This is a genomic window from Streptomyces sp. NPDC002669 (assembly GCF_042889165.1).
In the GTDB taxonomy this organism is placed as follows: Bacteria; Actinomycetota; Actinomycetes; order Streptomycetales; family Streptomycetaceae; genus Streptomyces.
Window position 1 is genome coordinate 56,300 of record NZ_JBIAQQ010000023.1, and the last position, 12,105, is coordinate 68,404.

Annotated in this window: 12 protein-coding genes; 7 read left to right on the forward strand and 5 right to left on the reverse strand. The window is 72.4% G+C overall.

The window, feature by feature from the left end; genetic code table 11:
* The first annotated feature begins 131 nt into the window (after positions 1–131).
* A complete protein-coding gene (locus ACFYW1_RS28685) occupies positions 132–1,397 on the forward strand; it encodes an exo-beta-N-acetylmuramidase NamZ domain-containing protein (protein ID WP_388999311.1) in 1,266 nt (421 codons plus the stop codon).
* A gap of 34 nt (positions 1,398–1,431) precedes the next feature.
* Here the strand turns inward: ACFYW1_RS28685 and ACFYW1_RS28690 are convergent, their stop codons facing one another.
* Positions 1,432–4,260 carry a penicillin acylase family protein gene (locus ACFYW1_RS28690; RefSeq protein WP_388999314.1) on the reverse strand — a complete coding sequence of 943 codons (2,829 nt, stop codon included), beginning with the start codon at positions 4,258–4,260 and terminating at the stop codon, positions 1,432–1,434.
* Positions 4,261–4,506: 246 nt separating this feature from the next.
* Between ACFYW1_RS28690 and ACFYW1_RS28695 the strand changes: the two genes are divergently transcribed.
* Entirely contained in the window at positions 4,507–5,118 is a 612-nt protein-coding gene (locus ACFYW1_RS28695; protein ID WP_388999317.1) for a hypothetical protein, read from the forward strand.
* 57 nt (positions 5,119–5,175) lie between these two features.
* Here ACFYW1_RS28695 and soxR read toward each other — a convergent pair whose 3' ends face one another.
* Positions 5,176–5,694, reverse strand: a complete 519-nt coding sequence (soxR, locus tag ACFYW1_RS28700; protein ID WP_388999320.1) for a redox-sensitive transcriptional activator SoxR — start codon at positions 5,692–5,694, stop codon at positions 5,176–5,178.
* 132 nt (positions 5,695–5,826) lie between these two features.
* Here soxR and ACFYW1_RS28705 point away from each other — a divergent pair, with 132 nt between their 5' ends.
* A complete protein-coding gene (locus ACFYW1_RS28705) occupies positions 5,827–6,288 on the forward strand; it encodes a MaoC family dehydratase (RefSeq protein ID WP_388999323.1) in 462 nt (153 codons plus the stop codon).
* Positions 6,289–6,355: 67 nt separating this feature from the next.
* Here the strand turns inward: ACFYW1_RS28705 and ACFYW1_RS28710 are convergent, their stop codons facing one another.
* The 3 genes from ACFYW1_RS28710 to ACFYW1_RS28720 form a co-directional block, all read right to left on the reverse strand.
* The gene (locus ACFYW1_RS28710) at positions 6,356–6,976 is read right to left on the reverse strand and encodes a TetR/AcrR family transcriptional regulator (RefSeq protein WP_388999326.1); all 621 of its coding nucleotides are present in this window, start codon (positions 6,974–6,976) and stop codon (positions 6,356–6,358) included.
* 119 nt (positions 6,977–7,095) lie between these two features.
* Positions 7,096–7,386, reverse strand: coding sequence for a YiaA/YiaB family inner membrane protein (locus ACFYW1_RS28715; RefSeq protein ID WP_356932793.1), 291 nt, complete (start codon positions 7,384–7,386; stop codon positions 7,096–7,098).
* A 97-nt stretch (positions 7,387–7,483) separates the two neighbouring features.
* Positions 7,484–8,635: an acyl-CoA dehydrogenase family protein gene (locus ACFYW1_RS28720; protein WP_388999330.1), complete on the reverse strand. Its 1,152-nt coding sequence runs from the start codon at positions 8,633–8,635 to the stop codon at positions 7,484–7,486.
* A gap of 63 nt (positions 8,636–8,698) precedes the next feature.
* Between ACFYW1_RS28720 and ACFYW1_RS28725 the strand changes: the two genes are divergently transcribed.
* The 4 genes from ACFYW1_RS28725 (at position 8,699) to ppk2 (ending at position 12,105) form a co-directional block, all read left to right on the forward strand.
* Complete coding sequence (locus tag ACFYW1_RS28725; RefSeq protein WP_388999333.1) at positions 8,699–9,373, forward strand: TetR/AcrR family transcriptional regulator; 675 nt, start codon at positions 8,699–8,701, stop codon at positions 9,371–9,373.
* 14 nt (positions 9,374–9,387) lie between these two features.
* The gene (locus ACFYW1_RS28730) at positions 9,388–10,110 is read left to right on the forward strand and encodes an ArsR/SmtB family transcription factor (protein WP_388999336.1); all 723 of its coding nucleotides are present in this window, start codon (positions 9,388–9,390) and stop codon (positions 10,108–10,110) included.
* A 32-nt stretch (positions 10,111–10,142) separates the two neighbouring features.
* Entirely contained in the window at positions 10,143–11,117 is a 975-nt protein-coding gene (locus ACFYW1_RS28735) for a DMT family transporter (RefSeq protein WP_388999339.1), read from the forward strand.
* Between the two features lie 94 nt (positions 11,118–11,211).
* Entirely contained in the window at positions 11,212–12,105 is an 894-nt protein-coding gene (gene ppk2 / locus ACFYW1_RS28740; protein WP_388999565.1) for a polyphosphate kinase 2, read from the forward strand.

Consider the following 12,105-nt stretch of genomic DNA (forward strand, 5'->3'; position numbering starts at 1 on the left):
GGGGCCGACGGGACCGGCCCCGCCCGGCAGGCACACCCGTCACACCCGTCACGTCCGGCTCATTCCGTATGGCCTGAACGCGCGCTAGCGTGCGTGACCATGACAGAGGTCGCGATCATGGAGGTAGCCGAATGAGCCTGTCCAGACGTGGTTTGCTGGCCGCCGGCGGTGCGATGGGGGCGCTCGCGGCGACGGCCGCCCAGACCGGGGCCGCGAACGCCGCCCCCGCGTCGGGCCGGGGGCGCGGCCGGGTCCGCACCGGTTTCGACCGGCTGGCGGCGGACGGCTACTCCCTGCTGAGGGGGGAGAAGGTCGGGATCGTCACCAACCCGACCGGGATCACTTCCGACGTGCGGCACATCGTCGACGTGATGCATCCGGACGACCGGGTGGACCTGGTCGCCGTCTTCGGCCCCGAGCACGGCTTCCGCGGCACCGCGCAGGCCGGCGGCTCGGAGGGCCGGTACGACGACCCGGCGACCGGACTGCCGGTCTACGACACGTACCTGAAGAGCGGTCAGCCGCTCGCTGACGTCTTCACCGCGTCCGGTGTGGACACGGTGGTCTTCGACATCCAGGACGCGGGTGCCCGCTTCTACACCTACATCTGGACGCTGTACGACTGCATGGAGGCGGCGGCGCTCGCGGGCAAGCGGTTCGTCGTCCTGGACCGGCCGAACCCGGTGACCGGGCGGGCGGCGCTCGGGCCGGTGCTCGACCCGGCGTTCGGCACGTTCGTGGGCCGCCGGGAGATCGCGCAGGCGCACGGCATGACGGTCACCGAGCTGGCGCTGCTGTTCAACGCGGAGTTCTTCGCCGAGCGCCCGGTCGACCTGCGCATCGTCAAGATGTCCGGCTGGCGGCGTTCGGACTTCTTCGACGCGACCGGGCTGCCGTGGGTGCCGCCGAGCCCCAACATGCCCACCCCCGACACCGCGCTCGTCTATTCGGGGACCTGCTTGTTCGAGGGCACCAACCTCTCCGAGGGGCGCGGCACCACCCGGCCGTTCGAACTGCTCGGCGCGGAGGGCGTCGACCGCCGCTGGGCGGCGGCGGCGAACGCGCTCGACCTGCCCGGGGTCGCGTTCCGCGAGGCGTACTTCGCGCCGACGTTCTCCAAGTTCCAGGGCAAGACGGTCGGCGGCGTGCAGTTGCACGTCCACGACCGCGAGGTCTTCGACCCGGTGCGCACCGGGATCGCGCTGCTGGTGACCGCGAAGCGGACCTGGAGCGGGTTCGCGTGGCGGTCCGACAACTGGATCGACAAGCTCACCGGCAACACCCGGGTCCGCACGATGATCGACGCGGGCGCGGACACGGACGAGGTCGTGGGCGCGTGGGCGGAGGACCTCGCCGCGTTCCGGGCCGTGCGCAGGCGGTACCTCCAGTACCGGTGAGAGGGGCCGGACGGCGCCGTTCTCGGAGAGCGCCCTACCGGTGGGTGGGGAACTCCACCACCTGCTGGTAGGTCGGCCGGTTCTGCCAGTGGACGGCCTTCTGGGTGATCCCGCCCAGCGCCCGGTGGACGATCGAGTCCGAGCACCACTGCTCGCCCGCCTTGCAGCTGCCGTCCCCCGGGTAGACCTCCGTGGCCGGTTGCGCCACGGCCCGCTCCAGGGCCGCGAGCAGCACGTCACGGCAGGCGGCCCGGTCCCCGTCGCCGCAGTACGTACGGGCCAGCGGCCCCTCGACCTTCTGTCCCAGGACCTGGCGCAGGTCCTTGTCCACGAAGCCCCACCAGCCGTACTGGAAAGCCGATCCGCTGTGCGCCCCGCTCGGGCCGTGGCTGGCCGCCGGGGACTCGTCGGTGGCGAGGTTGGCGGTCAGCGCCCCGTACAGCTCACTGCCGAGCCCGGGGCCGAACTCCGCCTCGACCAGCTTCGGCCACCACGCGTCCATGATCCGTACCGCGTCGGCGTGGCCGTACGCGTGCGATCCCGGGCTGCTCTCCCGGCGCTGCGAGCCGGCCGCCCGCCAGGACTCCAACTGCTGGACCGCGGCGTTCAGTTCCGGGTCGGTGACCGGCTGGGAGCGGATCACCTTCAGCAGTTCGGGCAGCAGCTGTTCGCCGCGCAGGTCGGTGATCGCGGCCTCGGCCATGGCCCGGGTCAGGGAGGCCCGGGTCACCCCGCCCTCCTCGACGAGCTTCGCCACCCGGTCGTCCAGCAGGTCCCCGCGGTGCACCGCGCCGAACCCGAAGCCCGCCGTGGCGTATCCCTCGGCCTGCCGGTTGTTCCAGGAGACGTAGTAGTCCTGGCCGTTGGAGTGCGGGTGCTCGGCGAACGCGGTGTACTCGGCGGTGTTGCCGGCCGGGTCGTACCCCTGCCACTCGTAGGCCCGCTCGGCCCGCACCGGCAGCGCGGGGTCGACGCCCGCCGCGCGCACCGGGTTCATGCCGCTGTTGTAGTAGGCGGCGGTGCGGGAGTCCGCGTAGAACCAGTTGAACGCGTAGTCGATGTTGCTCGCCGCCCGCTGGAAGGAGGCGGCGTCCTTGACGTAGTCCGGGTCGTTGAACATCTGGAAGCCGATGATCGAGTCGGCCTCGTGGCGGTAGGTGGTGCGCAGCGAGGTGTACGCGACGGGCCTGCCGTCGATGGTGGCCCGGTGGGTGACGATGCCGTAGTCCGTGCGCCGCACCTGCATCCGGTAGGAGCCGGCCGCCGTGGAGTCGGCGACGGTCGGCTTCCAGGAGTTGGTGTGCGACAGCGTCTCCATGGCGGTGCAGGTGCCCCGGTTCAGGTAGTGCGTGGACTCCTTGGTGGGGGTGGTTCCGTCGGGCTCGCACAGTTCGACGGCGTAGGTGTCGGTGATGTCCTGGCCGGCCGAGGTGGCGCTCCAGGCGTAGTCCTGGCCGCGTCCCATCTGGACGTACATGCCGACGCCGGCGAAGGAGACGCCGCGGGCGCTGATGCCGGGCCCCTGGAGTTCCTGGAGCATCATCAGCTGCGGGGCGAAGTAGCCGGTCTGCGGCCCGAACACGGCGATCGGGTTGCCGCTCGCGGTGTGCTTCCCGGAGACCAGCAGGGCGTTGGACATGCCGCGCTTCTGGGCGCCGGCGCCCGATCCGGGCAGCGAGCCCCCGGGAATGACGCCGTCGTCGTAGATGCCCTGGGCCTTCTTGAGCCCGGCCGGTGCCTCGACGCGCGCCTTCCGGTCGGTGCCCGCGGAGCCGGTGCGGTCGTGGATGAGGGGTTCGGCCGTGACGGACCCGGCGTCGGGGAGCGCGGTGCCGCGTGCCTGGTCGGGCTTGCGGGCGTACGGGAACGAGGTGCCGTCGTGGACCGTCAGCACGGCCTCGGGGTCCTCGCGCTGACGGAACGACTCCCAGACCCTGGTGCCCTCGGCCACGCCGTACTTCTGCTGGGCGGCGAGCAGCGAGAGCGCCGCCTGCACCTCGCCGCCGCCCCCGCCGCCGAACTGGCCGCCGACCACGGAGGCGATGGAGATCAGGTCGGTCAGCTTGAACGGCTGGATCTCGCCGACGTTGGTGATGGCGTCGATCTTTCCGGTGAGGACGTACTCGCCCGGGAAGTAGCGGCCGTTCTTGGACTTCTCGCGGTACGCGTTGATGCCGTCGACGTACGCCTGGGCGTCGGCCATGGCCTGTTCGCCGCGGGCGCCCTCATGGGTCCTGATGTACTCGACCTGGGCTTCGAGGTCGGCCTCGGTGTAGGGGGCCTGCGGCCAGAACTGCTGCTCCAGGCCCTGGTTGGCGAGCGCGCCGCCGGCGAACGAGGTCAGCTCGCCGCGCCCGATGTGCCGGAAGAGGTCCATCAGCCACAGCCGGTCCTGCCCGGCCGCGTACCCGGCCCCGAACTCGGTGCCGTAGCGGGTGGTGCCCTTGATGTGCGGGACGCCGGACGCCTTGTCGCGGGTGATCGTGACGTCGCTGCGCGGCGAGGTGACGGACTCGACCTGGCCCTCGGGCACGCCGAAGGAGGCGTCGTTGAAGAACTCGGTGAGCTTCTGGTCGGTGAGGCCGGTGTGGCCGGCCACCAGGCCGTTGTAGCGGTCGAGCTGGTCGTCGCTGTGGGCGGGGTGCGTACCGAGCGTCTTGTTGCCGAGGATCTCGACGAGGGTGGCGTTGCCGTTCTCGCCGGGGGGCAGGATGTCGTCGCACTGTCCCCGGCAGTGGTCGGTGACGGGTGCGGGTTCCGCGGCGGCCGCGCCGGACTGCGGCGAGGCCGCGAGCAGAGCGGCGCCGAGTGCGAGGACCGCCGCGATGGCGGCGGCTCTGGGCTTGACGGTGCGTGGGGGCATGAGCGCTCCTCCAAGTGGCCTGTGGGCCGGAGGTTACTGGCGGTAGGCTCCGCCGGTAAGATGAGCAACCGTCACATTTTCTGAATCATCACATGGCGCCGTTCCTCCCCCGTCCGCGCGCCGCCGCACCCCCGCCCGCCGGACACCTCTGCGCCGTCCCGGGATCCAAATCGGGGGGCCGTACGTCAAGTCATTGACACCGAAGTACGACGACGGCGGAGTACGAGCGACGGAGGTGGCAGTGCAATGGCCGGTTTTCGGAGTCTTGCGAGACAGGTCCGCGATCCACGGATCGACCTGGCACTGCGGCGGTACTCGCTGCGCAAGTGCCTGGAGAGGTTCGCCCCGTACGGGCACCGGGCGACCTGGCACCACCTGTGCGCCCGGCACGGGATCGAACCCGAGGACCGCTCCCCCGACCCGGCGCGGCTGATCCGCGCACTGGACGAGCTGGAGGCGGCGCGGACGGTCTGGCTGGGCCACGAGGCGGGGTTCGCCGAACGCCGCAGACGGGAGAAGCACGACGGGCTGCGCAGCCCCGGCGCGTTCGACGACTGGCACCGGCACACCCGGGGCGGCCACGGGGTCGCCCGCTGCGCGGACCCGGCGGTGCACCCGTCGGCGCCGCTCGCCGAGGTGCTGCACCGGCTGATCGCGGCCCTGGAGTCCGGGCCGGGCACGGCCTGTCCGGTGTGCGCGGGGACCGAGATGCACTGGCGGGAGGAGGCCGGGGACGGGCCCGTCCCGGGACCGGTGTGCGCGGGATGCGGGATCGTGGTGCCGCAGCCGGTGCTCACGCCGGGGGCGCTGGCCGCGGCCCGGGGCGCACGGCGCCGGGACCTCGCCTCGGTGGCATGACCCGCGGGGCCCCGGCGGCACCTCCCGATGACGCCCGCCCGGCCCCGGACCCCGGGGCTACGGGCAGTCGCCCGGCGGGCATTCGGGCGCCGGACTCTCGGCCGGAGTGCGTTCGGACGACGGGCGTTCCGGCATCAGGCGCGAACCGCTCATCCGCTGGCCGGAGATGTCGTTCGGGTTGGAGAGCACGCAGTTCTCCAACGACAGGCAGCCGCAGCCGATGCAGTCGGTGAGGTGGTCCCGCAGCCGGGCCAACCGCTTGATCCGCTCGTCCAGTTCGGAGCGCCAGGCGGCGGACAGCCGCGCCCAGTCCTCACGGTTCGGGGTGCGCTCCTCGGGAAGCTCGGCGAGGGCGTCCCGGATGGTGGCGAGCGGGATGCCCACGCGCTGCGCCGCCCGGATGAACGCGACCCTGCGCAGCGCGTCCCTGGCGTAACGGCGCTGGTTGCCACTGGTACGGCGGCTGCTGATCAGGCCCTTGGCCTCGTAGAAGTGCAGGGCCGAGACGGCCGCGCCGCTGCGCGCGGAGAGCTGTCCGACCGTGAGCTCGTGGAGCGTCTGTGGGATCTGGGGCACTCATCCAACCCTACTTGCCCGCCCACCCGGCGGTCCGTCGTTGACAGGAACGCACCCGCGAACCATGCTGAGCAAGCGCTTAGACAGTGCGCTCAGGGATGGCATGGAGCTGGAAGGGCAGGGACCGGGAACATGGCGGAGCCGAGGATCTTCACGTCCGCGCAGGAGCTGCGCGACGGTGTGGGCGAGCAACTGGGACACAGCGACTGGCTGGAGGTCGACCAGAAGAGGATCGACCTCTTCGCCGAGGCCACCGGCGACCATCAGTGGATCCACGTGGACCCGGAGCGGGCCGCGTCCGGACCGTTCGGCACCACCATCGCCCACGGCTACCTCACGCTCTCGCTGCTGCCCGCGCTCGTCCCTCAGGTCATGCGGGTCGAGGGCATGAAGATGGGCATCAACTACGGGACGAACAAGGTCCGTTTCCCCTCCACCGTGCCCGTGGGCTCGCGGCTGCGCGCGAGCGCGGTCCTGAAGGGCGTCGAGGAGGCCGGGGGCGGCGTGCAGGTCACCGCCGTCGTCACGGTCGAGCGCGAGGGCGGCGACAAGCCGGTGTGCGTGGCCGAGTCGGTGTCGCGCTACTACTTCTGACGGCCGTCGCCGCGCCCCCGCCCGCGGCGGCGCGGCGCACCCGGCGTCGCACGGCCCCGCGCGGCCGTCACCGCTCGGCGCCGACCATCCGCAGCACGAGGCCGGCGTAGAGCTCGCCGACCTCGTCCGGCGTCCGGCTGCCCTGCGCGTTGAACCAGCGCGCCACGTCGATGCAGAGCGAGAGCACCGCGAGCGTGGTGCCCGGCACGTCGGGGACGTCGAACTCCCCCGCCCGCACCCCCTCGCCGATGATCCGGCGGACCACGGCGTCACTCCTGCGGCGCAGGGCGACGATCTCGGCGCGGTGCTCCTCGCCGAGGGCTTCGAGTTCGTACTGGACCACGCGTGCGGTGGTGTGCCGCTCGGCGTGCCAGCGGACGAAGGACCGCACGGCCTCGGCCAGCCGCTCGGCGGCCGTGCCGCCGCCGTCGGCGGCGGCCTCCAGGACGGACAGGGCCCGGTCGTGGCCGATCCGGCTGATCCGGTGGAGCAGCTCTTCCTTCGTCTTGTAGTGGATGTAGAGCGCGGCGGGGCTCATTCCCGCCCGGCCCGCGATGTCACGGGTGGTGGTGGCGTGGTATCCGCGCTCGGCGAAGGCGTCGACGGCGGCGACGAGCAGCCGCCTGGCCGCCTCGGGCGTCACCTCGGCCCACGGCGCGTCGCCGTCGGTCTCCTCCGCCGTGCTCATCGTCCCTCGCCCCTCTCATCAGCAGGACGAACACCATACCGCGACCCTGAGCAAGCGCTTAGGGCCCGGGTGCGGCGCCCGGGCCCGGGGTCCGGGACGGATCGGGTCCTCCGGCCGGATCAGAGCTTCTGGAAGGGGTCGTGCTCGGCGAGGATCTTCTCCAGCCTGGCCTGGTCGACCCGGCTGACGATCCGCCCCGCCTCCTGGCGGTCCCTGATGACCTTGGCCAGGGTGAAACAGGAGGTGACGAGGTAGAGGACCCCGATCGCGAGGAACCCCCGGACCCAGGCGTCGGCGTCCAGGGAGTAGATACCGAGGGCCACCGCACCCATCGCCACTCCGAAGGAGGCGACGGCCTGGCCGTAGAAGGCGGCGGTGCCCTGCTGCTTGACGGTTGTTGTCTCGCTCATGGCGCCAGCATCGGGCGCGGTGGCGTGCGCCACATCCGTTCCCGTACTCAGTCCGCTACTCAGACGCCCGTTCGAAACCGCTCGGGCGGGCGGCGGGTCAGAAGGCGGAGACCCCCGTCAGCGCACGGCCGATGATCAGCTTCTGGATCTGGCTGGTGCCCTCGTACAGGGTCATCACCCGGGCGTCGCGCAGCAGTTTGCCGACCGGATACTCGTCGATGTAGCCGTAGCCGCCGAAGACCTGGAGGGCGTTGTTGGCGGCGCGGACGGCCGCCTCGGAGGCGAAGAGCTTCGCCTTGGACGCGGCGGTGGCGAACTCCTCGCCCCGGTCGACGAGGTCGGCCACCCGCCAGGTCAGCAGCCGGGCGGCGTCGACGTCCACGGCGATGTCGCTGATGAGTTCCTGGACGAGCTGGTGGCCCGCGATGGGGCGGCCGAACTGCTCGCGCTCGCCCGCGTGGCCCACGGCGGCGTCGAGGGCGGCCCGCGCGATGCCGACGCAGCCGGCCGCGACCGACATCCGCCCCTTGGCCAGGGCGGACATGGCGATCGAGAAGCCCTTGCCCTCCGGACCCAGGAGCGTGGAGGCGGGCACCCTGACGTCCTCCAGGACCAGCTCGGCGGTGACCTGGCCGCGCAGGCCGAGCTTGCCGTGGATGGTGCGGCGGGTGAGGCCGGGGGCGTCGGCGGGGACCAGGAAGGCGGATATGCCCCGGTGGCCGGGGGCGCCGCCGGTGCGGGCGAAGAGCAGCACCACGTCGGCCCAGGTGCCGTTGGTGATGAACATCTTGGTGCCGTTGATGACGTACGCGTCGCCGTCCCGGACGGCCCTCGTCGTCAGGCTCCCGGCGTCCGAGCCGGTGCCGGGTTCGGTGAGGCCGAAGCAGCCGATCGCCTCGCCCGCGGTGAGCCTCGGCAGCCAGTGCCGCTTCTGCTCCTCGTCGCCCCAGACCGCGATGGTCTTGGCGACCAGGCCGAGGGAGACGGAGACGATGCCGCGGACCGAGGAGTCGCCGCGCCCCAGCTCCTCGGTGACCAGGCAGTACGCGAGGTGGTCGCCGCCCGAGCCGCCGTACTCCTCGGGGACGGTCAGCCCGAGGAAGCCCACGGAGCCCAGTTTCCCCACGATCGACCTGTCGACGTTCTCGGCCCGGTCCCACTCCACGACGTGGGGGGACACCTCGCGGGCCACGAAGTCCTCGGCGAGCCGGCGGACGGCTTCCTGTTCCTCGCTGAGCTCCAGGTTCATCCTTGACTCCCGATTTTAATTAGCACTGCTAGTTTTCTGTGCGCAGGCCCTACTATGTGCCGCATGGCCCGACCGCGCAAGCCCCTCCTCAGCCGAGACCGGATCGTCGAGACGGCGAGCGCGCTCGTGGACGCCGAGGGACTCGACGCCGTCTCCACCCGGCGGCTCGCCGCCGAACTCGGGGTCAGCGGTCCCTCGCTCTACAACCACTTCCGCAACAAGGACGAGATCCTGGACGCGGTCGCGGACGCGGTGTCCGCCCAGGTCGACCTGTCGATGTTCGACGAGTCGGACACCCGCGACTGGCGGGCCGCCCTGCACGACTGGGCCGTCTCCTACCGTGCGGCGCTCTCCGCGCACCCGCACATCGTCCCGGTGCTCGCCCAGGGGCCGGGCCGCCGCCCGGCCGGCCTCCGGGTCGCCGACGCGGTCTTCGGCGCGATGGTCCGGGCCGGCTGGCCGCCCGCCCAGGCCACGTACATCGGGGCCCTGATGCGCTACTTCGTCACCGGCTCGGCGCTCGGCTCGTTCGCCCGCGGCTTCGTGGACGACGAGACGGCGTACGACCCCGTCGACTACCCGCACCTCGGCCGGGCCCATCTGCTGGCCGAGCACCGTCGGCAGGTCGACGAGGGGGCGTTCGAGACCGGGCTGCGGGCCCTGGTCGACGGCCTCTCGCTCCAGTACGAACTGCTGCCGCCCGACCGGACGGTTCGGCCGGCGCCGAAGCGTCCCTGACGCATCCTGGTCCCATGGCACGCATGGCACACCCCGACCCGGCCGCCCCCCGGCTGGCCGCCCTGGCCGCGCTCCTCGCCGACGAGACCCGCGCCACCTTCTGCCTCGCCCTGCTCGACGGCCGCGCCTGGACCGCGGGCGAGCTGGCCCGGCACGCCTCCGTGGCCCCGTCCACCGCCAGCGAACACCTCGGCAGGCTCGTCGCCGGCGGGCTGCTGGCCGAGGAGCGACAGGGGCGCCACCGCTATCTGCGGCTCGCCGGCGAACGCGTGGCACACCTCGTCGAGGACCTGGCGGCCCACGCCTCCCCCGGCCCCGCCCCCGCGCGTCCGCGGAGCCTGGGCGCGGTGACCGCCGACCGTGCGCTGGCCCGCGGCCGCACCTGCTACGACCACCTCGCGGGGCGGCTCGGCATCACGATCGCCGACGCGATGACCGCACGGGGGCTGCTGCGGCAGGACACCGGTTTCGCCCTGACCAACGACGGCCTGCGCTGGTTCGACGGGCTGGGCATCGGGCTGGATCCGGGGTCGCGGCGTCCGCTGGCGCGGAGCTGTCTGGACTGGACGGAGCGCAGGGCGCACCTGGCCGGTGCGGCGGGCGCCGCGCTGTGCCGGTACGCGCTGGAGGCGCGGTGGTGCGTACGGATCGGGTCCGGGCGCGCGGTGCGGGCGACCGCGGAGGGGGAACGGGCGCTGCGCGAACATCTCGGCATCGACCCGGAGTCGATTCGGTAGGTACCGAACGGTCGTGGCCCTACGGTCGGGGCATGACGACGACACCCTCCCCCGCGGCGCCCCGTGACTGGCGGGCCCCCGCCGCCGCCTGCACCACCGTTGTGCTGTGGGCCTCCGCCTTCGTCTCCATCCGCAGCGCGGGGGACGCCTACTCGCCCGGCGCGCTCGCCCTCGGCCGGCTGCTCTCGGGCACCCTGGCGCTGGGCGTCCTGCTGGTGCTGCGGCGCGAGGGGCTGCCGCCGCGGGCCGCTTGGCCGGGGATCATCTGGTCCGGCCTGCTCTGGTTCGGCGTCTACATGGTGGCCCTCAACTGGGGCGAGCGGCAGGTGGACGCGGGCACGGCCGCGATGGTGGTGAACATCGGCCCCCTCCTGATCGCGCTGCTCGGCGCCCGGCTGCTGGGCGAGGCGCTGCCCGGCAGGCTGATCGCGGGCATGGCGGTGTCGTTCGCGGGCGCCGTCGTGGTCGGGTTCTCGATGTCGGGGCGCGGCGGCGCCCCGGTCCTCGGCGTGGCGCTCTGCGTGCTGGCCGCGGTGACGTACGCGATGGGGGTGGTCCTCCAGAAGCCCGCGCTGCGGCACGGCTCCGCGCTCCAGGTCACCACGTTCGGCTGCCTGGTCGGCACGGTGGCCTGTCTGCCGTTCTCCGGCGCGCTGGTCTCCGAGATCGCCGACGCGCCCCTGTCGGCCACCCTGAACATGGTCTACCTGGGGCTCTTCCCGACCGCGCTGGCCTTCACGACCTGGGCCTACGCGCTGGCCAGGACCACCGCCGGACGGATGGGCGCCACCACCTACGCCGTGCCCGCGCTGGTGGTGGCGATGTCCTGGCTGCTGCTGGACGAGGTGCCCGCGCCGCTCACCATCGGCGGGGGCCTGCTCTGCCTGGCAGGGGTGGCGGTCTCCCGGGCCCGTACGCAGACTGGCCTCACGCGGAAGGATCCGGCGCAGCCTGCGGGAGGACACCGAGATGACACGGAGCGCCAAGCGACCGAACGGCCGCGGTAGGACGGCGAAGGCGATGGCCGGGGACCTGAAGGACATGTCGGACGCCCTCGCCGACGCGGCCCGCCACGGCGGCGCCGGGCTCACCGGCTTCGCCGTGGCCGACAGCGGGGACGACGACCCGGTCCTGGTGACGCCCGAGGGCCGGCCCCGGGACGCCTGGCGCGAGGACTACCCGTACTCCGTCAAGCTCGGCCGGAAGAGGTACGAGAAGTCCAAGCGCGCCCTGCAGATCGAGCTGCTCAAGCTCCAGCACTGGGTGAAGGACCGCGACGAACGCCTCGTCATCCTCTTCGAGGGACGGGACGCGGCGGGCAAGGGCGGCACGATCAAGCGCTTCACCGAGCACCTCAACCCCCGTGGCGCGCGGGTGGTGGCGCTGGAGAAGCCCACCGAGCGCGAGCGCACCCAGTGGTACTTCCAGCGGTACACGGCCCATCTGCCGTCCGCCGGGGAGATCGTGCTGTTCGACCGGTCCTGGTACAACCGGGCGGGTGTGGAGCGGGTGATGGGGTTCTGCACCACCCGCGAGTACCTCGAGTTCATGCACCAGGCACCGGGCTTCGAGCGGATGCTCGCCCGGGACGGCATCCACCTGGTGAAGTTCTGGTTCTCGGTCTCGCGCAACGAGCAGCGCAACCGGTTCATGATCCGTCAGATCGATCCGGTGCGGCAGTGGAAGCTCAGCCCGGTCGACCTCGCCTCGCTCGACAAGTGGGACGCGTACACCGAGGCCAAGGAGCTGATGCTGTTCCACACGGACACGGCGGACTCGCCCTGGACCGTGGTGAAGAGCAACGACAAGAAACGGGCCCGGCTGGAGGCGATCCGGCACGTGCTGCACCGCTTCGACTACCCGGACAAGGACACGGACGTGGTGGGCGAACCCGATCCGCTGATCGTCGGCCCGGCCTCCCGGCTCTTCGAGCAGGGCGAGATGGACGCCCGGCTGCTCACCACGGAGCGGGCGGAGGCCGGGCCGACGAGTTGA